General features: G+C 64.2%; 20 protein-coding genes. 13 read left to right on the top strand and 7 right to left on the bottom strand.

Annotated features, from left to right (window positions below):
- Positions 1 to 4: 4 nt before the first annotated feature.
- Positions 5 to 718, top strand: a complete 714-nt coding sequence (locus ACNJX9_RS38160; protein ID WP_083514104.1) for an ABC transporter ATP-binding protein — start codon at positions 5 to 7, stop codon at positions 716 to 718.
- Positions 719 to 888: 170 nt separating this feature from the next.
- Here the strand turns inward: ACNJX9_RS38160 and ACNJX9_RS38155 are convergent, their stop codons facing one another.
- From ACNJX9_RS38155 to ACNJX9_RS38145, 3 genes are all read right to left on the bottom strand, one after another.
- Positions 889 to 1,245: a hypothetical protein gene (locus ACNJX9_RS38155; protein WP_347336692.1), complete on the bottom strand. Its 357-nt coding sequence runs from the start codon at positions 1,243 to 1,245 to the stop codon at positions 889 to 891.
- A 278-nt stretch (positions 1,246 to 1,523) separates the two neighbouring features.
- On the bottom strand, positions 1,524 to 2,960 hold the full coding sequence (locus ACNJX9_RS38150) for a glutamine synthetase family protein (RefSeq protein ID WP_439407229.1): 1,437 nt from the start codon (positions 2,958 to 2,960) through the stop codon (positions 1,524 to 1,526).
- Positions 2,961 to 3,105: 145 nt separating this feature from the next.
- The gene (locus ACNJX9_RS38145; RefSeq protein WP_439407227.1) at positions 3,106 to 4,464 is read right to left on the bottom strand and encodes an aromatic ring-hydroxylating dioxygenase subunit alpha; all 1,359 of its coding nucleotides are present in this window, start codon (positions 4,462 to 4,464) and stop codon (positions 3,106 to 3,108) included.
- Positions 4,465 to 4,578: 114 nt separating this feature from the next.
- Here ACNJX9_RS38145 and ACNJX9_RS38140 point away from each other — a divergent pair, with 114 nt between their 5' ends.
- Both ACNJX9_RS38140 and ACNJX9_RS38135 read left to right on the top strand, forming a co-directional pair.
- Entirely contained in the window at positions 4,579 to 5,364 is a 786-nt protein-coding gene (locus tag ACNJX9_RS38140; RefSeq protein WP_439407225.1) for an IclR family transcriptional regulator domain-containing protein, read from the top strand.
- Between the two features lie 69 nt (positions 5,365 to 5,433).
- Positions 5,434 to 5,766: a PRC-barrel domain-containing protein gene (locus ACNJX9_RS38135; RefSeq protein ID WP_439407223.1), complete on the top strand. Its 333-nt coding sequence runs from the start codon at positions 5,434 to 5,436 to the stop codon at positions 5,764 to 5,766.
- A gap of 104 nt (positions 5,767 to 5,870) precedes the next feature.
- Here the strand turns inward: ACNJX9_RS38135 and ACNJX9_RS38130 are convergent, their stop codons facing one another.
- A complete protein-coding gene (locus ACNJX9_RS38130; protein ID WP_439407221.1) occupies positions 5,871 to 6,263 on the bottom strand; it encodes a group II truncated hemoglobin in 393 nt (130 codons plus the stop codon).
- A gap of 2 nt (positions 6,264 to 6,265) precedes the next feature.
- Positions 6,266 to 7,174, bottom strand: coding sequence for a helix-turn-helix transcriptional regulator (locus ACNJX9_RS38125; protein WP_439407220.1), 909 nt, complete (start codon positions 7,172 to 7,174; stop codon positions 6,266 to 6,268).
- Positions 7,175 to 7,295: 121 nt separating this feature from the next.
- Here ACNJX9_RS38125 and ACNJX9_RS38120 point away from each other — a divergent pair, with 121 nt between their 5' ends.
- The 4 genes from ACNJX9_RS38120 (at position 7,296) to boxB (ending at position 13,068) form a co-directional block, all read left to right on the top strand.
- On the top strand, positions 7,296 to 8,837 hold the full coding sequence (locus ACNJX9_RS38120; RefSeq protein WP_439407218.1) for a benzoate-CoA ligase family protein: 1,542 nt from the start codon (positions 7,296 to 7,298) through the stop codon (positions 8,835 to 8,837).
- Positions 8,838 to 8,966: 129 nt separating this feature from the next.
- Positions 8,967 to 9,779: an alpha/beta fold hydrolase gene (locus tag ACNJX9_RS38115; protein WP_439407216.1), complete on the top strand. Its 813-nt coding sequence runs from the start codon at positions 8,967 to 8,969 to the stop codon at positions 9,777 to 9,779.
- 135 nt (positions 9,780 to 9,914) lie between these two features.
- Positions 9,915 to 11,603, top strand: coding sequence for a 2,3-epoxybenzoyl-CoA dihydrolase (gene boxC, locus ACNJX9_RS38110; protein WP_439407214.1), 1,689 nt, complete (start codon positions 9,915 to 9,917; stop codon positions 11,601 to 11,603).
- A gap of 13 nt (positions 11,604 to 11,616) precedes the next feature.
- Complete coding sequence (boxB, locus tag ACNJX9_RS38105) at positions 11,617 to 13,068, top strand: benzoyl-CoA 2,3-epoxidase subunit BoxB (RefSeq protein ID WP_439407212.1); 1,452 nt, start codon at positions 11,617 to 11,619, stop codon at positions 13,066 to 13,068.
- A gap of 190 nt (positions 13,069 to 13,258) precedes the next feature.
- Here the strand turns inward: boxB and ACNJX9_RS38100 are convergent, their stop codons facing one another.
- On the bottom strand, positions 13,259 to 14,059 hold the full coding sequence (locus ACNJX9_RS38100; protein WP_439407210.1) for an SDR family oxidoreductase: 801 nt from the start codon (positions 14,057 to 14,059) through the stop codon (positions 13,259 to 13,261).
- 243 nt (positions 14,060 to 14,302) lie between these two features.
- On the bottom strand, positions 14,303 to 15,361 hold the full coding sequence (locus ACNJX9_RS38095) for a polysaccharide deacetylase family protein (RefSeq protein WP_439407208.1): 1,059 nt from the start codon (positions 15,359 to 15,361) through the stop codon (positions 14,303 to 14,305).
- Positions 15,362 to 15,528: 167 nt separating this feature from the next.
- Between ACNJX9_RS38095 and ACNJX9_RS38090 the strand changes: the two genes are divergently transcribed.
- From ACNJX9_RS38090 to ACNJX9_RS38065, 6 genes are all read left to right on the top strand, one after another.
- Complete coding sequence (locus ACNJX9_RS38090) at positions 15,529 to 16,923, top strand: OmpA family protein (protein WP_439407206.1); 1,395 nt, start codon at positions 15,529 to 15,531, stop codon at positions 16,921 to 16,923.
- A gap of 2 nt (positions 16,924 to 16,925) precedes the next feature.
- Positions 16,926 to 17,222 (top strand): hypothetical protein, encoded by a 297-nt coding sequence (locus ACNJX9_RS38085; RefSeq protein WP_057745164.1) that lies wholly within the window; start codon positions 16,926 to 16,928, stop codon positions 17,220 to 17,222.
- A 101-nt stretch (positions 17,223 to 17,323) separates the two neighbouring features.
- Positions 17,324 to 17,914 carry a TetR/AcrR family transcriptional regulator gene (locus tag ACNJX9_RS38080; RefSeq protein WP_220004104.1) on the top strand — a complete coding sequence of 197 codons (591 nt, stop codon included), beginning with the start codon at positions 17,324 to 17,326 and terminating at the stop codon, positions 17,912 to 17,914.
- The gene (locus ACNJX9_RS38075) at positions 17,911 to 18,843 is read left to right on the top strand and encodes a haloalkane dehalogenase (protein ID WP_439407205.1); all 933 of its coding nucleotides are present in this window, start codon (positions 17,911 to 17,913) and stop codon (positions 18,841 to 18,843) included. Before ACNJX9_RS38080 ends, ACNJX9_RS38075 begins: the two co-directional genes overlap by 4 nt.
- Positions 18,844 to 19,371: 528 nt before the next feature.
- Positions 19,372 to 20,430 carry a lysylphosphatidylglycerol synthase domain-containing protein gene (locus ACNJX9_RS38070; protein WP_057745175.1) on the top strand — a complete coding sequence of 353 codons (1,059 nt, stop codon included), beginning with the start codon at positions 19,372 to 19,374 and terminating at the stop codon, positions 20,428 to 20,430.
- A 36-nt stretch (positions 20,431 to 20,466) separates the two neighbouring features.
- Positions 20,467 to 21,759 carry an ATP-binding protein gene (locus ACNJX9_RS38065; protein ID WP_057745178.1) on the top strand — a complete coding sequence of 431 codons (1,293 nt, stop codon included), beginning with the start codon at positions 20,467 to 20,469 and terminating at the stop codon, positions 21,757 to 21,759.
- The last annotated feature ends 116 nt before the right edge of the window (positions 21,760 to 21,875 follow it).

Genomic DNA, 21,875 nt, shown 5'->3' with positions numbered 1-21,875 from the left:
AACGATGGCTGACACACTTCTTGACGTCGACGGCATCGAGACCTGTTACGGCCTCAGCCAGGTGCTGTTCGGCCTGTCGCTCTCGATCAAGTCAGGCGAGATGGTCTCGCTGATGGGCCGCAACGGCATGGGCAAGACCACCACCATTCGCTCCATCATGGGCCTGACGCCGGCGCGATCAGGCGCGATCCGCTTTGCGGGCACTGACGTGCGGACTCAGCCGTCCTATCGGATCGCCAAGCTCGGCGTCGGGCTGGTCCCCGAGGGACGCCAGATCTTCCCGAACCTTACCGTCCGCGAAAATCTGGTCGCGGCCGCGGCTGATCGCTTTGGCAGTGCCAACCCCTGGACGCTCGCCGCGATCTACGTCCTGTTCCCGCGCCTTGCCGAGCGCGCCAGCAATATGGGCAACCAGCTCTCCGGCGGTGAGCAGCAGATGCTGGCCATCGGCCGTGCGCTGATGACCAACCCAAAGCTCCTGATCCTGGACGAAGCGACCGAAGGACTCGCGCCCCTGATCCGTGACGAGATCTGGAATTGCCTGTCGATGCTGAAGAGCCGGGGCCAGTCGATCCTGGTCGTCGACAAGAACGTCGACCACCTCGCCCGCATCTGCGACCGCCATTACATCATCGAACGCGGCAAGACGGTGTGGAGCGGCACGTCGGACCAGCTGATGGCCGAGCCGGATTTGCAGCACAAGTATTTGGGAATTTGAGGTGAGGGGCGCGACGCTGGAGCGCCTCCTTCGGCCTCGTCCTGGCGGAAGCCAGGACCCATACCGCGTGATCTATCAATCGCCCGCGGTATCAGTCTCGAACGACCAGTCTTCGTCAAAGCTCGTCTTGGGGTAATGCGTCCTGGCTTTCGCCAGCACGACATTGGCTCTTACCAATAAATCCCATGCCGGTGCAACTCGCGGATCACGCGCGCTTCAGTGGACGGCTCTCGGTGCTTCGGCTTGGTTTCGGCAATCGGCCGTGAAGCCGTGGCGGCTGGCGTGGTCGCGGTTTGCGAGGGTGCGGCTGGCGGCGGGGGAGCCGGTGTCGTCGTCGCCGTCTGTACATTCGTCGCCGTCGGAGCCTGTGTGGCCTGCGGCGGAGCGGTCGTTGCCGGCTGTTCGGTCACCGGGCTCGCATTGGTCGCAGCCAGGCTCAGGCTCCGCGAACCGCCGGCATAAGCCTGGCTCGCCAACAGCGACAGTGTCGCAATCAGGACCAGCTTGCGCATGGAAATCCCCTTCATTTGGTCAATCCCTCTGACCTGGTTTCAGCGCCGTCAGCGGGCCAGGCGGTGCGTGCCGATCTCGATCAGGGTGGTCCGGCAGGACAGGCGATAGATCAGACTGATCAATTGACTCAACATGATCGAACTCCATTGTTGATCATGGGAGGCGAGGATAGACCTCGCACTTTTCCAGGGGTTTTCGCGGCGCCTGGAAAACGGCTTCGTTGGCGCGCGGAGTGATGTCGTCGGAACGACCGGGATGAAGTCGCCTCACAGAGCCGTGAGGCGATTCTGCCTCAAAACATCTCGAAATATTCGCGGTGCTCCCAGTCGGTCACCTCGGCCAGGAAGCGGTCGATCTCGGCGTTCTTGATGTGGGTGTAATAGTCGACGAACTCGGCGCCGAGCTTCTCGCGGAAGAAGGGGTCGTCCTTCAGCGCCGAGACCGCATCGCGCAAGGACTTCGGCAGCAGCGGCGCCTTGGTCTCGTAGGGCGTGTCGGCGGACGGACCGGGATCGAGCTTGCGGTCGACCCCGTCGAGGCCTGCGAGGATCTGCGCGGCCATGTAGAGATAGGGATTGGCGGCGGGCTCGCCGACGCGGTTTTCCAGCCGCGTGGCGGCATCGCCAGGGCCGCCGAGCACGCGGATCATCACCCCGCGATTGTCGCGACCCCAGATCGCGCGGTCCGGCGCCAGCGAATAAGAGCGATAGCGCTTGTAGCCGTTGATCGTCGGCGTCGTGAACACGGTCGCGGCGCGGGCGTGATCGAGCAGCCCGCCGAGATAGTAGCGGCCGAACTCGCTGAGCGTCTGGCCGGCTTCCTTGGCCATGAACAGATTGTCGCCGCTCGCGCGCGAGACGATCGATTGATGCAGGTGCCAGCCGCTGGCGAACAGGTTCGGCAGTTTTGGCCGGCACATGAAGGTGGCGTGATAACCATGGCGGCGCGCGATCTGCTTCACGGCAGAGCGAAACAGCACCATGTTGTCGGCGGGTTCGAGCCCCTTCCTGGGTGCGAAGGTGAACTCGCACTGGCTCGGCCCGAATTCGACCTCGACGGAGCGCAAGGGCAGTCCGAGCGCGACGATGTCGCGTCGTAAAATCTCCAGTACCGGCTCCATCTGATCGAAACGCTGCTCGGTGAGGTACTGATAGCCGTGGGAGAGCAGGCTGACGGACGGCGGCGTACCCGGCTGGCCCGCGTCTTCCGCACGCATATGCGGATCATCGAGCTTGAAGATGTGGAATTCGACCTCGAGGCCCGCGACGAAATCGTGGCCGCCTCTGCCGAGCTCGTCGAGCACCCGCTTGTAGAGCCCGCGGGTTGCGAACGGTACCGGACGGCCGTCGTTGAAATAGAGGTCGCAGAGAACCCAGCCGGTGGTCGGAGCCCACGGCAAGACGCGAAACGTGGTGGGATCGGCGACCATCAGCACGTCGGCCGCTCCTTCCATCTCCTTCATGCCGAAGCCGCCGCCTGACGTGAACACCGGAAACACCGTGCGGTGGGACGTGTCCTTGGCGAGCATTGTGGTGGTGATCGAACAGCCGCTTTCCAGCGACACGATCGCTTCAGTGGCGATGATGGTCTTGCCGCGCAAGATGCCGTGCTGGTCCGGGAAGGCGAGGCGGATGACTTCGAGGTTCCTCTCCTCGACGATGCGACGCATCCGCGCCGCGGCGTCCTTCTGCTCATCCGACCACAGCGCGTGACGCGCGATGAAAGTCACTTGGCCACTCCTCCGCTCGTGAGGCGCGAAGCATGCGCCACATTCTCCGTCATTGCGAGCGCAGCGAAGCAATCCAGAAATGCACCCGCGGTGACAGGCTGGATTGCTTCGCTGCGCTCGCAACGACGAGGATAGGCCGTCACTTTTATTCCGCCGCCGTCAGCCGCTGCACATTGTCCGCGATCTCCTTCGGCACCGGCGCGGCCCACGGCGCGCCGCGGCGGCGCTTGACGTCGATCTCCATCCAATAGGTCTCCCAGCCCCGCGTCGGGCCGATGCCGTCCATGGTCGCCGGGCCCTGGATGCTGCGCGCATTGGCCTCCTCCAGAAACAGCATTGGCTTCTCGCCGCCCGCAACCTTCTCGATCTCCTGCCGCAGCAGGCGGCGGTACTGCACGATCGCCTTGTCGCTCGAGCCGAGATGCTCCTTGGTGCGGTCCTGGATCGCACCCATCGACTCCACGGCCCATTGGTCGTGGACGTTGATGTCGCTGCCCATGCCGGTATAGGTCGCGGTCTGCTGCTCGTGCGGATCGAAACCGTAGTCGTTGCTGCGGTTCTTGCGCGAGACGTAGTCGGGCAGCTCGTAGAGCTCGAGACGCTGCTCGCGCATCTTCTGCTTGTCGATCGGGTTCGCATAGCTGGTGAAGATCGCGTACCAATAGCAGTTCTCGTCATCGACAGGCACGTGCCACTGCGTGATCGTCATCTCCGTGCTCATGGGAATGACGAAGCCGTGCGGAAAGAGCTGGTTGGTGACGCGCACATGGGTGCGCTCCTCGTCGATCTCGCGCAACGCGATCAGCCGCAATCCGTATTCGGTGTGCTCGACATTGATGATCGGGCGGTCGTATTCGCGCAGGATCTTTGTCATCGGCAGGTCGCTTCCCGCAGAAGCGCCGCGGAACTGCTTGCCGTAGGCCGTGGACGTGTCCTCGTCCTCGAAGAAGCGATGCAGATAGGAGGCGTGCGCGGGATCGATGCCGACCTCCAGCGCCTGCAGCCAGTTGCAGGCCATGTGGCCCTTGAATGCGAAGGTGTGCGTGCCGGGCGCGACGAAGCAGTCGATCTCCGGAAAAGCCGGCGGGGTGCCTTCGCCGAGATAGGCCCAGAGGATGCCGCTCTTCTCCACCACGGGATAGGAGCGCTGGCGGATGTTCTGGCAGAGCTTTGAATCTTTCGGCTCCGCTGGCGTCTCGATGCACTGGCCTGATGCGTCGAACAGCCAGCCATGGAAGGCGCAGCGCAGGCCGCCATGCTCGAGTCGTCCGAAGGCGAGGTCGGCGCCGCGATGGGCGCAGTGGCGATCGATCAGGCCGTAGCGTCCGGTCTCGTCGCGAAACAGCACCAGGTTCTCGCCGAGCAGTCGCACGGGGCGGATCGGCCGCGCACCGTCGAGCTCATCGACCAGCGCCGCCGGCTGCCAGTAGCTCCGCATCACCTTGCCGCAAGGGTCCTTCGGACCGGTGCGGGTGATCAGGTCGTTCTGCTCCTGGCTCATCATGGCGGTCGCGTCCTTTTTCCGGAGGTGCGTTGTGTTCGCCTATTGAACGAATGGGCGAATTATGACATGCCTTGGATTGGCAGCAAGCACTATTTTGCAGATGAGCCCCAACCGATGCCCAAGCTGAAGCGGAGCGAGACTGACGAGCGTCCGACGGATTTCGTCGAAGCCCTCGATCGCGGCCTGCGCCTGCTGCAATGTTTCGGCGCCAATGCGGGTCCGATGACTCTGAGTGATCTCGCCCGTGCCGCCGAGCTGCCGCGCGCCACCGCGCGGCGCATGCTGTTCACGCTCCAGCGCGGCGGCTTTGTCAGCGGCGACGGAAAGCTGTTCTCGCTGACGCCGCATGTGTTGACCCTGGCGGCGTCGTACTTGCGCTCCAACCAGCTGGTCGCGGTGCTGCAACCGGTGCTCGACCGCGTCGCGACCGCGGCCAACGAAATCTCCTCGCTCGCGGTGCTCGATGGCGATGACGTCGTGTTCATCGCGCGCAGCAGCCCGGCGCGGATGTTTTCGGGTGGGCTGGAAATCGGCTACCGCCTGCCGGCGTTCTGCACCTCGGTCGGCCGCGCCATGCTCGGCCAGCGCGACGATGCAGATCTGCTGGTGCGCCTCAAGGCGATGAAGCGCGAAGCGCTGACGCCGCAGACACAGACCGATCCCAAGGCGCTGCTCGCACGCATCGTCGCGGATCGAACCCAAGGCTATTCGCTGGTCGACCGCGAGGCCGAACCACATTTCCGCTCGATCTCGGTGCCGGTGCGCCGCTACGACGACGTCATCGTCGCCGCCATCAACATGGGCGCCCATGTCGACCGTGTGCCGGTGCAGGAACTGATCGACCGCTTCCTGCCGCTGCTGCGCGAGGGCGCGGAGTCGGTGCGCACGCAATTGCTATAGTTGACGCCAATCCCACCGCCCCCGGCATCCGTGCTATAATGCGCTCCATCCAAGACCAGGGAGCACGCCATGCAACACACCATGGTTCCCAGTGATCGCGTGCAGCACGTCGCCGTCTATGGTTGTGACGGCACCAAGCTCGGCACCATCGAGCGGTTGATGCTCGACAAGGTGAGCGGAACGGTCGCCTATGCCGTGATCAAGACCGGCGGCCTGCTCGGCACGCATCACCATTATCCCTTGCAGTGGAGCGCACTGAAATATGATCCGGGCCGTCAGGCCTTCCAGGTCGATCTGACGCTGGAGCAATTGAGCAGCGGCCCCTGCGAGTTTGATGGCGAGGAGTTCGATTGGGGCGACCGCTCGCGGCCCTACCAGCATCCGAACTACTGGTCGATCTAAGTCGTGCTAGTCTTCGTAGCCCGGATGGAGCGCAGCGAAATTCGGGATCTCACGGCAGGCGAGACTTCCCCGATTGCGCTGCGCTCCATCCGGCTACGGGGTCGCTAGCTGTTGCGCATCCAGTCGGCCAGGCCTGATATCGCTTTGTCGAGGTCCTGCCGCGCGGCGCTGTCCGTCACCGTCTCCTCCATCGCGCCGCGCATGCACAGCAGCCACGCATCGCGTTCGGCATCGCCGATGGCAAAGCCGAGATGGCGCTGTCTCAGCCGCGGATGGCCTTTCTCGGGGGTGTAGAGCTTCGGGCCGCCGGTCCATTCGGTGAGATAGCGCTTCAGCACGTCCCGGATCGGGCCGAGATCGCTCGCATGCATGGCGCGGATGGTCTTCGCCTGCGCCAGCGTGTCCATGCGGTCGTAGAAGCGGTCGACGAGGGCGTTGATCGTGGCACTGCCGCCGATCCGCTCGAACATCGTGGTGGTGACGTCGGTGGAGGTCATTTCTACAGCGCCACGCTCCGCAGCCCGAAGCTGCGGGCTTCGTTCTGCAGCACCGGCCGTACCGCATCGATCAGCCGCGCAGCAGCGGCATCGACGGAAAGGCCTGCGGTATCGACCACCGCCGTCGCGCGCGCATAGAGCGGCTCGCGGCTGAGCAGGATGTTGCGCAGCTCGGCCATGGCGGAGCGATCGTCCGCCATCGGGCGCAGATCGCCCTGGCGGCGTACGCGCGCCATGTGCTCTTCGGGCTCGGCCTTCAGCCAGATGGTGTAGAACGAGGTCAGGATCTGGTCGAAGGTCAAAGGCTCGGAGACGATGCCGCCGCCGGTCGCCAGCACCATCAGCTCGTTGCGCGCGAGCAACTGCTGCAACGCCGCCTGCTCCATGCGTCTAAAACCTTCCTGGCCATAGAGCGCGATGATCTCGGCAACCGAGAGGCCGTTCTGCTGCTCGACCTCCTTGTTGAGCTCGACAAAGCTCCAGCCGATCTTCTTCGCCAGCATGCGTCCGAGCGTCGATTTCCCGGCGCCGCGCAGGCCAATCAGCGCGATACCGCAAAACGGCGCGCGGCGCGGCGCTGACGCACTGCCTCCCGCGAGCAGATCCTTGGCTTGCGCAATCTGGCCAGGGGTCGCCTTGCGCAAGAGGTCGCGAAACATCTGCCAGTCCGGCGTCGGATCGGCACTGGGAAGCAGATCTTCGAGATGCGCGCCCATCGCGTCGGAGACGCGGCGGAGCAGCACGATCGAGACATTGCCCTTGCCGCTCTCGAGCTGCGCGATGTAGCGCTCCGAAATTCCTGATACCTTGGCGAGCACTTTTCGCGACATGCCGCGCAGCGCGCGCATCGTGCGCACGCGCTGGCCGAGCTGTTCGAGAAAGCGGGATTCGGCGTCGGGACTGTCGGTCATGAGCCTTCTTTACAGGTGTCCTGCGGCGCGTTTTAATGAAACATAGTGCCAGATAGCATTGACAGCAAGCCGGCGCAGTGTCTTTCTATGAATTATAATTCAAAATTCGGGGGAGGCGACCGTGAGCGAGGGATCCTACAACGCGGTGACCTGGCTACTCGACCGTAACGTCGAGGAAGGCAGGGGCAACAAGCTCGCCTTCGACGATACCGTTTCGCAGCTCACCTACGGCGAGCTCCAGCAGCAGACCCGCCGCGCCGCCAACATGCTGCGCCGGCTCGGCGTCCGCCGCGAGGAGCGCGTGGCGATGATCATGCTGGATACGGTCGATTTCCCGATCGTGTTCCTGGGCGCGATCCGCGCCGGCATCGTGCCGGTGCCGCTGAATACGCTGCTGACCGCGGATCAATATGCCTACATCCTCGCCGATTGCCGAGCCCGCGTGCTGGTCGTCTCGGAGGCGCTCTATCCCGTCATCAAGGACGTGGTCGGCCGCATGCCTGATCTCGAGCATGTCGTCGTCTCCGGCGCCAAGCAGAACGGCCACATGCAACTTGCGGAAGAGATCGCAGGGGAGAGCGATCAGTTCACCACCGTTGCGACGCATCCGGACGAGCCCGCGTTCTGGCTCTATTCGTCCGGCTCGACCGGCATGCCCAAGGGCGTGCGCCACATCCACTCAAATTTGCAGGCGACGGCGGATACCTACGCCAAGCAGGTGCTCGGCATCCGCGAGAGCGACGTCTGCCTGTCCGCGGCAAAACTGTTTTTCGCCTATGGCCTCGGCAATGCGCTGACCTTCCCGATGTCGGTCGGCGCAAGCGTGATCCTCAACAGCGAGCGTCCGACGCCGGCGCGCATGTTCGACTTGATGAAGCGCTACAACCCTTCGATCTTCTACGGCGTGCCGACGCTGTTTGCCGCGATGTTGAACGACGAGGCGATGAAGAGCGAGCGGGGCGGCAAGTCCTTGCGCATCTGCACCTCCGCCGGCGAGGCGCTGCCGGAATCCGTCGGCAACAGCTGGAAGTCTCGTTTCGGCGTCGACATTCTCGACGGTGTCGGCTCGACCGAGCTCTTGCACATCTTCCTCTCGAACGCGCCCGGCGACATCAAGTACGGCTCTTCAGGCAAGCCGGTGCCGGGTTACGCAGTGCGGCTGGTCAACGAGGCCGGCCAGGATGTCGCCGACGGCGAAGTCGGCGAACTCCTGGTCGATGCGCCCTCGGCCGGCGAGGGCTACTGGAACCAGCGCCACAAGAGCCGGCGCACATTTGAAGGCCCGTGGACACGTACCGGCGACAAATATGTTCGCGAGGCCGAGGGCCGCTACACCTTCTGCGGTCGCGCCGACGACATGTTCAAGGTCTCCGGCATCTGGGTCTCGCCTTTCGAGGTCGAGAGCGCCCTGATCACGCATCCGGCCGTGCTGGAGGCCGCCGTCGTGCCCGAGGCCGATCCGGAAGGCCTGTTGAAGCCGAAGGCCTTCGTCGTGCTGCGCCCGGGTGCGAAGACGAGCGACTTGCAGGAGATGCTGAAGGAGCACGTCAAGCAGAAGATCGGCCCGTGGAAATATCCGCGCTGGATCGACGTGGTGGACTCGCTGCCGAAGACCGCGACGGGAAAGATCCAGCGATTCAAGCTGCGGGAAGGGGCGAATTGATTGGCTCCGTCATTCCGGGGCGCGCGAAGCGCGAACCCGGAATCCCGAGCCACAGGCTACAATCCCGGGATTCCGGATCAACTCGCTCTGCGAGTGGTCCGGAATGACGGAATGAATGGAAACGACAGCATGACCAACCTCACACCCACCGGCTTCCTCAGCATCGGCAGCGCCAGCCTCGAATACGTCTGGCTGGCGCCGAAGGCCTCCGACGCGCCCACCATCGTCATGCTGCACGAAGGGCTCGGCTCCGTCGGCCTTTGGGGTGACTTCCCCCAGAAGCTTCAGCAAGCCACCGGCGCTGGCATCTTCGCCTATTCGCGCGCGGGCTATGGCCAGTCGTCTCCGGTCGCGCTGCCACGTCCGCTCGACTACATGCAGCGCGAGGCGCTGGACGTGCTGCCGAAGCTGCTCGACATGATCGGCTTCAGGCGCGGCCTCCTGCTCGGCCATTCCGATGGTGCCTCCATCGCCACCATCTATGCCGGTTCACATCAGGACCATCGCCTGCAAGGCATCGCACTGATCGCGCCGCACTTCATCGTCGAGGACATCTCGATCAAATCCATCGCCGCGATCAAGACGACGTATGAGACCACGGACCTCAGGTCGAAGCTCGCGCGCTGGCACAAGGACGTCGACAACGCCTTCTACGGCTGGAACGGTGCCTGGCTCGATCCGAAATTCCGCGACTGGGACATCTCGGAATATCTGGCCTACATCCGCGTGCCGGTCATGGTGGTGCAAGGCGCCGATGACCAATACGGGACGCTGCGCCAGGTCGAGATCGCCCAGGAGGAGTGTTACTGCCCGGTCGACCTGAAAATCATTCCGGGTGCCGGGCATTCGCCGCATCGTGAAGCGCCGGGGGTGACGCTGGAGGCGATCGAGCAATTCGCAAAGGCCGCCCTGCGCGATGATCGCGGGCTTCAAGCGGCATGATCCCCGGGGGGCTTTGCGAATTGTCGTCAGGATGAAGCAAAGTGCATATATGGCCCAGATTCGGGCTGGACGTATGAAGGAAGATGCACTATTGTGCATCTAACGCTAAAACCACGACGAGCTCAAGGGTGGCCCATGGCCGGGGAAGAACGGCGCCTCGCAGGCGGCGCGACATTCATCGATTTCCAGACCGAACCGTCCCGCTACAAGCATTGGAAGCTGGCGGTCGAGGGTGACGTGGCGACGCTCACCATGGATGTCGACGAGAACGGCGGCCTGTTCGAGGGCTATTTGCTCAAGCTCAATTCCTACGATCTCGGCGTCGACATCGAGCTCGCCGACGCCGTGCAGCGGCTGCGCTTCGAGCATCCCGAGGTGAAGGTCGTGGTGATGCGCTCGGCCAAGAACCGCGTGTTCTGCGCCGGCGCCAACATTCGCATGCTCGCGGGCTCGACCCATGCCCACAAGGTGAACTTCTGCAAGTTCACCAACGAAACCCGCAACGGCATGGAAGATTCCTCCGAGAATTCCGGCCAGCGCTTCATCACCGTGGTGAACGGCTCGGCCGCCGGCGGCGGCTATGAGCTGGCGCTCGCGACCGACCACATCATCCTCGCCGACGACGGCGCCTCCGCCGTGGCGCTGCCCGAAGTGCCGCTGCTCGCGGTGCTGCCGGGCACCGGCGGCCTCACCCGCGTCGTCGACAAGCGCAAGGTGCGCCGCGACCACGCCGATTTCTTCTGCACCATCGAGGAAGGCGTGAAGGGCAAGCGCGCCGTGCAATGGCGCCTCGTCGACGAGATCGCGCCAAACTCCAAGCTCGAGGCCAGGATCGCCGAGCGTGCCAAGGAGTTTGCGGCGGCCTCGAAGCGCGCCGGCAGCGGCAAGGGCATCGTGCTGACGCCGCTCAATCGCGTGATCGACGAGACCAGCATTCGATATGGCTTTGTCACGGTCGACATCGACCGCGCCGCGCGCATCGCCACCATCTCGATCAAGGCGCCGGAGGCCGCGCCGCCTGCCGACATCGACGGCATGATGGCGCAGGGCGCCTCGTTCTGGCCTTTGCAAGTCGCGCGCGAACTCGACGATGCCATCCTGCATTTGCGCATCAACGAGCTCGAGACCGCGATGCTCGTGTTCAAGAGCCACGGCGACCGTGCCCATGTGCTCGCGTCCGACGCCTTCCTCGAAGCCAACAAGGCGCACTGGCTGGTCAACGAGATCAGGCACTACTGGAAGCGCGTGCTCAAGCGCGTCGACGTCACCTCGCGCACGCTGGTGACGCTGGTCGAGCCGGGGTCCTGCTTTGCCGGCACGCTCGCCGAGCTCGTCTTCGCCGCCGACCGCTCCTACATGCTGATCGGCACGCGCCAGGGCGACAATCAGCCGCCGCCGTCGATCGAATTGTCGGCGATGAATTTCGGTCCCTATCCGATGAGCCACGGCCTGACGCGGCTGGAGTCGCGCTTCCAGGCTGATCCGGCTGACGTCGAGCGCGCCGAAGCCACGCTCGGCACTGCGCTTGACGCCGAGCAGGCCGAAGAGCTCGGTCTCGTCACCTTCGCGCTCGACGACATCGACTGGGACGACGAGGTCCGCGTGTTCCTGGAGGAGCGCGCCAGCTTCTCGCCCGACAGCCTCACCGGCATGGAAGCCAGCCTGCGCTTCGTCGGTCCCGAGACCATGGAATCAAAGATATTCGCCCGCCTCACCGCCTGGCAGAACTGGATCTTCCAGCGCCCCAACGCCGTCGGCGAGGAAGGCGCGCTGCGCCGCTACGGCAGCGGCCAGAAGCCGAAATTCGATATGACGCGGGTTTAAGGAGAGCACGGCCATGAACATGAACATCATGAACGTCGACTACTCGACCAAGATTCCGAACAACGTCAATCTCGCCGAAGACCGCCAGGTGCTGAAGGCGCTGGAAGGCTGGCATCCCGGCTACATGGATTGGTGGAGCGACATGGGGCCGGAAGGCTTCCAGGAATCGCTGGTCTATTTGCGCACCGCCTATTCGGTCGATCCGCGCGGCTGGGCCAAGTTCGATTACGTCCGCATGCCCGAATATCGCTGGGGCATTCTCCTTGCTCCCCAGGAAGAAAATCGCGTCGTCCCGTTCGGCGAGCATTATGGTGAGCCGGCCTGGCAGGAAGTCCCGGGCGAGCATCGCGCCATGCTGCGCCGCCTGATCGTGATCCAGGGCGACACCGAGCCGGCCTCGGTCGAGCAGCAGCGCCATCTCGGCAAGACCGCGCCCTCGCTCTACGACATGCGCAATCTGTTCCAGGTCAACGTCGAGGAAGGCCGCCATCTCTGGGCGATGGTCTATCTGCTGCAGAAATATTTTGGCCGCGACGGACGCGAAGAAGCTGACGATTTGCTCCGCCGGCGTTCCGGCGATGCCGATGCGCCGCGCATGCTGGGTGCCTTCAACGAGGCGACGCCGGACTGGCTGTCCTTCTTCATGTTCACCTATTTCACCGACCGCGACGGCAAGATGCAGCTGCATTCGCTGGCGCAATCGGGCTTCGATCCCTTGTCGCGCACCTGCCGCTTCATGCTCACGGAGGAAGCGCACCACATGTTCGTCGGCGAGACCGGCATCACCCGCGTCGTGCAGCGCACCTGCGATGCGATGAAGGCGGCCGGCATCACCGACCCGACCGACATCGCGAAGGTCCGCGCGCTGGGCGTCATTGATCTTCCGACCATCCAGAAGAAGCTGAACCTGCACTACACGCTGTCGCTCGACCTGTTCGGTTCGGAAGTCTCGACCAACGCGGCCAACGCCTTCAACGCCGGCATCAAGGGCCGCTACCACGAGACCCAGATCGACGACGATCATCAGCTGAAGAATTCGACCTATCCGGTGCTGAAGCTCATCAACGGCGAGATCAAGCTGGTCGACGAGCCGGCGTTGACCGCGCTCAACATGCGCCTGCGCGACGATTACAGCCAGGATTGCGTCAAGGGCATGCTGCGCTGGAACAAGGTGATCTCGACCGCCGGCTACGATTTCAGGCTGACGCTGCCGAACGTCGCCTTCCACCGCCATATCGGCGAGTTCAAGGACGTGCACGCGACGCCCGACGGCATCCTGATCGACGATGCCACCTGGGCCAAGCGCAAGGACGATTGGCTGCCCTCGACCAGCGACGGCGACTTCATCACCTCCTTGATGCAGCCCGTCACCGAAACCGGCAAGTTCGCCTCCTGGATCTCGCCGCCGAAGGTCGGCATCGACAACAAGCCGGGCGATTTCGAGTACGTGAAGATCGAGTCGTAAACGTCAGGAGCGAACGCTCGCGCCAAAAACTCCGCTGTCGTCCCGGCGAAGGCCGGGACCCATAACCACAGGGCATGGTTTGGCGAAGATTGGTCGTTCGGTACACCTGCCGATCGCTAGCGATAGATTCCGCGGTATGGGTCCCGGCCTTCGCCGGGACGACACCAGGACCTTGACACGTCTGCGTCCTCTACCCAGCGATCTCCAGCCCGGCATTCGCATACACCACGCCGCCATCGACCGCGATGGTGTTGCCCACTACGTAATCCCCCGCACGCGAAGCGAGATAGATCGCAACGCCCGCCATGTCCTCGTCGGTGCCGATGCGCCGCGATGGAATGCGCTTGGCCACTTCGTCCGCATGATCGCGCGCGGCGCGGTTCATGTCGGACTTGAACGCGCCCGGCGCGATCGCGGTGACGTTGATGTTGTCCTTGATCAGCTTCGTTGCCATGCGCCGCGTCAGGTGGATCACGGCGGCCTTGCTCGCGGCATAGGAATAGGTCTCGCTGGGATTGACGAAGATGCCGTCGACCGAGGCGATGTTGATCACCTTCGCCGGGCGCTCGCGCGAGGCCGCCGCGCGCAACGGCATGGCCAAAGCCTTGGTCAGGAAGAACAGCGACTTGACGTTGAGGTCCATCACCTTGTCCCAGCCGCTCTCGGGGAATTCGTCGAATTCCGCGCCCCAGGCCGCGCCGGCATTGTTGACGAGAATGTCGAGCTTCGGCTCCAGCTTGATGATTTCGCCGGCGAGCTTGTTGCAGCCTTCGATGGTCGAGATGTCGATCGGCAGCGCGATGCAATCTCCATTATATTGCGCCGAGAGCTCTTTCGCGGTGGCTTCGCAGGGCCCGGCCTTGCGCGCGGTGATGTAGACCTTCGCAGCGCCGGCACCGAGGAATCCCGCCGCGATCATCTTGCCGATGCCGCGTGAGCCGCCGGTGACCAGTGCGATACGGCCTTTGAGCGAAAACAGATCGTTGGACATGACACCTCCCTTGAGTTGGCGACGTTTTGAGCGTCGCGGCGTGGGGAGTCAAGGAACGGTGGAGTGTAGTGCGTCAGCCGTTCAGCCAACTCAGTGTCGTCCCGGCCTAGTGCGCAATTGCGCACGGGGGCCGGGACCCATAGCCACAGGGAGGTGTTTGGCGAAGGCTGGTCGTTCGGGATTAATATCAACCGCAATCGAAAAATCACGCGGTATGGGTCCCGGCTTTCGCCGGGACGACGGTCAGGCCGCCGCAAACCGGCGAAAACCGTTCCACATCGCGGTCGCGGCGCCAGAGGTCAGCACCGGCAGGATGCGCGCGTCCTGGTAATTTCCGTTGAGCGAAACGCGCGGCAATGCGGTCATGTGATCGGCGTTCTCGGCGAACAGCATGCCGGGTCGTGTTGTCACCGCGGTCTTGAAGCCGGCCGATGCGGCCAACGCGAATTCGCGCGTCCCCGCCGCTTCGCGGTCACCATAGGGGTAGGCGAGGTGCCGCACCTCGCGCTCCAGCGCATGCTCGATCCGCGCGCGGCTCACCGCCATCTCCTGCGTGGCGGCCTCCTCGCTTTGCTTGGCGAGATTGCAATGGCTGATGGTGTGCGCACCGATCGTGACAAGCGGATCGGCCGCGAGCCGCTTCACCTCGCCCCAGGACAGGCAAAGGTCTCGGCACAGCGCTTCCATGTCGACACCGTGCGCGATGCAGAGGGCCTCGATCTCGCGCTTCAGATCGTATTCGCCCGGCAGCGCGCGCAGCCAGTCGTGCAGGCGATCGAACGTCGCCTGCTTGGCGGCCGGCGAGCTTGCATCGAGCCGCAGCCCGGATTGACCGATTGTGACGTCGACCTGCTCGGCCTTGGCGATGACGGCTTCCAGCGCGGTCCACCACAGCCGTCCCATGCCTTCGGCGAAGTCGCTGGTGACATAGACGGTCGCGGGCGCATCAAATTCGCGCAGCACCGGCAGGGCATGATCCCGGTTGTCGCGATAACCGTCGTCGAAGGTGAAGGCGGCGAAGCGGCGCTCGAACCGGCCCTGAACCAGCCGTTCGTGCAGCTCGTCCATGCTGACGATGTCGATCTCGCGCGAGCGCAAATGGCACAGGGTCGCGCGCAGGAAGTCGGGGGTCACCTCGAGATGCCGGTTCGGCTGAAACGCGCCCTCACGGGCCGGCCGAACATGGTGCAGCATGAAAATGGCGCCGACGCCCGACAGCAGCGGACGCAGCAGGTGATGCGCGCCGCTGAAATAGAGTGCTCCCAGCCCGGCGCGAATGACGTTGTTACGCAGTTGTTTCATGACCGGCTGGCCGACCCCTGGGCATTCCGCCCCCAATGTAGGGAACCACCCTTGAAGAAAAAGTTATTCCAATTGTTTCACGGGTGACCCCGGAAACGGCCCCATTTCCGGTTTGACAGCCTGCCAAGGGTTTGTTTTGTCTCCGGTTCCAGAGTTCGGGTCGTCGAATGCATATGCTTTTCAGGTGGGCCAGCAAGTGGTGGCCGGGGCTGATTCCCCTGGCCGTCATGTGGGGATTTGCGGCCTGGAATAACACCTTGCCAGTCGAGGCCGACCTGTCGGCCCGCAGCTCGGCCGCGCTCAAGGATACCGTCCTGGACAAGACCCGAATCGCGGTGGACGGCCGTGACGTCCGCTTGGCCGCGGACGCTTTCTCCGAGGAGGGGCGCCGCGATGCCGTGACCACGGTCGAGACGGTTCCCGGCGTTCGGCTGGTCGACGACCAGACCCGCCTTGTTCCCGAAGCAAAACCCTTCGTCTGGACCGCCGAGCGCGACGTCGTGCGGGTGACCCTGTCGGGCTCCGCGCCGCTGCCCTCGATGAAGGCGCGCCTCACCGAGGCCGCGCGAAAAGAGGTCAATGGCGGCGAGGTCGCCGATCAGATGGGTCTCGCCCGCGGCGCGCCTGCGCGTTTCGAGGCGGCGGCGATGTTGCTGATCGACCAGATCGGCAAGCTGAAGGACGGCAAGATCACGATCTCCGACACCAATATCAATCTGTCGGGCATGGCGCGTGACCTCGGCGGACGCGAGGCGATCGCCGCCGCGCTGAAGAACCTGCCTGAGGGCTTTTCGATCGCGTCCAACGAGATCAAGGCGCCGCCTTATATCTTCCAGGCCTACAAGGATCCGGTCGCCGCCACCGTGACGCTGACCGGCTACGTGCCCGACAACGCCGTGCACGCCGCGATCGCGAATAGCGCCTCGCGGAAATTCTTCACCGAGAAGGTGGTCGACAATCTCAAGGCCAGCATCGGCGCGCCTGCTTCGTTCAACACCGCGGTGATCGCAGCACTCGGTGCGCTGTCGCGGCTGTCGACCGGCACCCTCGTGGTCTCGGATCGCGAGGTGAAGCTGTCGGGTGACGCGCTGTACGAAGGCGCGGCCAACGACATCCGCGCCGGCCTCGGCAAGGATTTTCCAAAGGCCTGGCAGTACAAGCCCGAAATCACGGTGAAGCCCGCGGCAGGGCCGGTCGACGGCACCGTCTGCCAGCAATTGTTCTCGGAGCTGCTGGCCAAGGGCAAGATCCGGTTCGAGCCCAAGCGTGCCGATATCGATCCTGACTCCGCGGGCGTCCTCGATCATCTGATCGAAACGGCATTGCGCTGCCCCACCACCAATATCGAGGTCGCCGGCCACACCGATGCCGATGGCGAGGACTCGTTCAACCAGGCGCTCTCGGAGAAGCGCGCGCAGGCGGTGATCGACTATCTGGTCAAGGCCGGGCTGCCCGCGGACCGTTTCACCGCGGTCGGCTATGGCAGCACGCAGCCTGTCGCCGGCAACGACACCGACGACGGCAAGGCGCAGAACCGCCGCATCGAATTTCTGGTGAGGTGATCATGCCCTATCTCGTCTCGTTCCATATGGGCTGGCTGATCGGCTCGGTGCTGCTGGGCTTCTGCATGGGCTGGATCTCGGTGGTCCAGCGCGGCAACGGCACCTCGAAGGTGACGGCGCGCTGGCTCGCTGTGCTCGTCGCGGGCCTGGTCGCGGCCTCGTTCGCGCATGCGGTGCCGGGCCGCTTCGGCTATTGGCTCGACCTCGGCCTCGTCATGTTCGCCTGCTATCTCGGTGGCTGCACCATCGGCGCCTGGCTGCGCTATTGGGTGGTCTCGCGCAGCCAGCCTGCGGCCTGATCCGTGCTCCAAAAATGCAGTAACTGACTGACCGGCAGGGAGATTGCCGCAGCAACAGGTTAGTGCTTGACGTCAATACGTACGTGCGTATTATTTCGCGCATGCCCAAACCATCGCTCAAAGACGCCATCCTCGACGCCGGCCTCAAGGTCATGTTCCGGACCGGCTATCACGGCACCAGCGTGCGCGACGTCACCGCTGCGGCGGGCGCGCCGCAGGGATCCTTCACCAACCATTTCCGCTCCAAGGAGGCCTTCGCTTCCGAAGTGCTCGACCGCTATTTCGATGTCACCCGCGGCCTGGTCGCCGAAGCGCTCGAGGACACTTCGCTGACGCCGCGCGCGCGCCTGCGGCGCTATCTCGACATCATCACCGGAAGGCTCGAGGCCGACGGCTATGGTCGCGGCTGCCTGATCGGCGATCTCAGCCTTGAGGCGTCGGGCAGCAGCGAACTGCTGCGCGCGCGTCTCTCGGCGATCTTTGCCGAATGGCGCACCCCATTCGCCGCCTGCATCAGGGATGCGCAAGAGCGCGGCGAGATCGCCTCCGATTTCGAGCCCGATGAGCTTGCCGACTTCCTGCTCGCGTCCTGGCAGGGCGCAATCCTGCGCATGAAAGTCGACCGCAATCCCAAGGCGCTCGAACGCTTCAAGACCATCGCATTCCAAACCGTGTTCAAGGAGCCGACATGACCAAGCCGATCGACATCGAGATTCGCAAAGCGTCCGTCCTCGGAAGCCACATGGCCTATCGCGAGACCGGCGCGGAGGGCGCGCCCGTCGCGCTGTTCCTCCACGGCAATCCGACCTCCTCGCATATCTGGCGCAATATCCTGCCGCTGGTGGCACCGGTCGCGCATTGCATCGCGCCCGACAACATCGGCTTCGGTCAGTCCGACAAGCCCGATATCGCCTACCGCTTCTTCGATCTTGTCCGCTATCTCGATGCCTTCATCGAAGCGCGCGGTATCAGATCGGCCTATCTCGTCGCGCAGGACTGGGGCACGGCGCTCGCATTTCATCTCGCCGCGCGCCGGCCGGATTTCGTGCGCGGCCTCGCCTTCATGGAATTCATCCGTCCAATGCCGACCTGGCAGGACTTCCACCACACCGAGGTCGCGGAAGAGCAGGACCACGCCGAGGCGGCACGCGCGGTCTTCCGCAAATTCAGGACGCCAGGTGAGGGCGAAGCGATGATCCTCGAGGCAAATGCGTTCGTCGAGCGCGTCCTGCCCGGCGGCATCGTGCGCAAGCTGAGCGACGCGGAGATGGCACCCTATCGTGCGCCATTCCCGACGCCGGAGAGTCGCCGTCCCGTGCTTGCGCTTCCACGCGAATTGCCGATCGCCGGCGAGCCAGCCGACGTCTATGCGGCGCTCGAATCCGCGCACGCGGCGCTGGCCGTGTCGTCCTATCCCAAGCTTCTGTTCACGGGTGAGCCCGGGGCTCTGGTCGCACCGGAATTTGCCGCGCCATTTGCGGCCTCGTTGAAGAACTGCGCGCTGGTTCGCCTCGGCGGCGGGCTGCACTTCCTCCAGGAGGATCACCCTGAGGCGATTGGCCGCTCTGTCGCCGGCTGGATCGCCGGCATCGAAGCGATGCGCCCGCAGCTTGCGGCCTGAGGCGAACGCTACTTCTGAGCAACATGCTCGTCGCGGCTGCCTTGGCGGGGCGGCCGCGATGACGTCTGTGATGTCGCAGTGCAACGCGATGACCCGGAGCGAGGCGTCGGCCACATCATCGTGTGCCGCGCAGCCCCTGCCGACGCAGCGGCCCCTCTTTTAACAGGCGCACGCGGTCCATAGATTGATTTCGACTTAAAGCGCGACGGAACATTGTCCGGTCGAAATCATCAAAACTTCACGGCGACTGCGCAGATTGCCATGGAGATTCGCCTCAAGCCTTGCCGCCGAAAGCGCCAAACCGTGCATCATGAGCTCGCAAGCCTGCCTAAAATATTGAAGGCACGTGATTTTGTTCACATTGGCGAATTCCACTCCGCCCCGAAACGCGCTAGTGGAGGGACGGGGGGCATGCGCGAGGCCAAAGCCGGCGGCGAGGGTTCGCTGAGTGCTCGTTCGTTGAGTGCCTGTGCGTCGTCCGCCTGTTCGCCGGCCACCCTGGCCGCTGAAGTGTTGTTCGAGGTCTAGATGCTGGAAGCCATACGCAGGACGATGACGTTGCTGCGCCAGAAGCAAATCCTGCATAAGCTTGGAGTTGTGATCAGCGTCGCGGTCATCGGCATCGCTTGCTATGTGCTCTACCACATGCTGCGCGGCATCGACACGAACGAGGTGATCGAGGCGATCAAGAGCACCGAGCCGCGCCAGATTGCGATGGCCGCGCTGTTCGTCGCCGCAGGCTATTTCACCCTGACCTTCTACGATCTGTTTGCCGTGCGCGCGATCGGCCAATCCCACGTACCCTATCGCATCAACGCGCTCGCGGCCTTCACCAGCTATTCGATCGGCCACAATGTCGGCGCCAGCGTCTTCACCGGCGGCGCCGTGCGCTATCGCATCTATTCGGCCTACGGCCTCAACGCGATCGACGTCGCGAAAATCTGCTTCCTGGCCGGCCTCACTTTCTGGCTCGGCAATGCCGCCGTGCTCGGCCTCGGCATCTCCTATCATCCGGAGGCGGCGGCCTCGATCGACCAGCTGCCGCCCTGGTTGAACCGCACCGTCGCGATGATGATCATCGTGGCGCTGGTCGCTTACGTGGTCTGGGTCTGGACCCAGCCGCGGGTGGTCGGGCGCGGCCCCTGGACCGTGGTGCTGCCGGGCGGCCCGCTGACGCTGCTGCAGATCGCCATCGGCATCATCGATCTCGGCTTCTGTGCGCTTGCCATGTACGTGCTGGTGCCCGACGAGCCCAATCTCGGTTTCGTCGTGGTCGCCGTCATCTTCGTCTCGGCGACGCTGCTTGGCTTCGCCAGCCATTCTCCCGGCGGCTTAGGGGTCTTCGACGCCGCCATGCTGGTCGGCCTCTGGCAGATGGACCGTGAGGAACTGCTCGGCGGCATGCTGCTGTTCCGGGTCCTCTATTATCTGTCCCCTTTCGTCATCTCTGTAATCTTGCTGACGTTTCGGGAGGTTATCATCGGCGCCCGATCGAAACGCCTGCAGCAGGCGGCGCTCAAGCTCGATCCAGCTCCACCGCCTGAAGCCGCTTATGTGAGAAAGCGTAGCGATAGCGGTGGCGTCTGACCGGCGCAGAGCGAACCCAAGGAGAAGCCCGGCCCGATGGCGATCGACGCTCCCTCGTCTCCCACGGTGCAGCCCTGGTCCGATCGGCTGCGGCACTCGACCATCGTCCTGATCGCTGCGGCGCTGGCGCTGTCGGTCGTAGTCTCGCTCGGCGAGTTGGCGGTGGTGCATGCCGTCGCCGTGTTTGTCTGTATCGCGGCTGCGGCACTGATCCCTTGGCGGCTGCATGATACCGCCGCCTCGCGCGAGGACGTCAGGCGCGTCAATCCGGTGGAAAGCGCCGCGGTGGCTGCGGTCGTCGCCGGCATGCCGGATCCGGCGGTGCTGCTCGACCGCGCCGGCCGGGTCATCCATCTCAATGCGGCCGCCGCGCAGCTCGCGCCGGCGCTGCGCAAGAACGAACTCGCCCAGTTCGCGCTGCGCTCGCCGGAGATCATCACGGCGCTGCGCGAGTCCATTGCCACCACCGAGCCACGGCGCGCGACCTATCTCGACCATGTGCCTGTCGATCGCTGGATGGAGCTGATCATCACCCCGGTGCCGGTGCCGACCAATTTCGGCGGCGCCGACAAATGCATGCTGATGACCTTCCACGACCAGACCCCGCTGCGCCGGGTCGAGGAGATGCGCGCCGACTTCGTCGCCAATGCCAGCCATGAGTTGCGAACGCCACTGGCCGCGCTGTCCGGCTTCATCGACACGCTCCAGGGCCAGGCCAAGGACGACCCGAAGGCGCGCGAGCGCTTCCTCGGCATCATGCACAACCAGGCCACCCGCATGGCGCGCCTGATCGACGACCTTTTGTCGCTGTCGCGGGTCGAGCTGTCGGCCCATGTGCGGCCCGACACTCTGGTCGATCTCTTGCCGATCATCTTCCAGGTCGCCGACGGGCTCGAGCCGCTGGCGCGCGAGCGTCAGGTCGAGGTCGAGACCCATTTGCCCGACGGGCCGGTCATGATCGCCGGTGACCGCGAGGAGCTGCTCCGCCTGTTCGAAAATCTGATCGAAAACGCGCTCAAATACGGCGCCTCCGGTGGACGCGTCATCGTCTCGCTGACGCTGCCGGCGCCCGCCGATGCAACTCAGGAAATCCGGGTCATGGTGCGGGATTTCGGCCCCGGCATCGCGCCGGAGCACCTGCCGCGCCTGACCGAGCGGTTCTACCGGGTTGACGTCGGCGACAGCCGCTCGCAGGGCGGCACGGGGCTCGGATTATCGCTGGTGAAACATATTCTTAACCGTCACCGCGGCCGTCTTTTGATCGAAAGCGTGCCCAAGCAGGGTGCGACTTTCACCGCCTGTTTTCCCCAGGCCAAGACTTTAGTTTAGGCAATAAAACAACGCGGTTTCAATCGCTTAGCACTGTCATCCGACTGTCACGAAACCTTCGTAAAAGCTCAGCCGACCGCTCCTAAAGGGGCGGCGCGGGAGCGCGATCGGGCGCG

The organism is Bradyrhizobium sp. BLXBL-03 (genome assembly GCF_051853015.1).
In the GTDB taxonomy this organism is placed as follows: Bacteria; Pseudomonadota; Alphaproteobacteria; order Rhizobiales; family Xanthobacteraceae; genus Bradyrhizobium; species Bradyrhizobium manausense.
The sequence above is the reverse complement of the archived record's forward strand: the minus strand, read 5'-3'. Positions and strand labels throughout refer to the sequence as shown.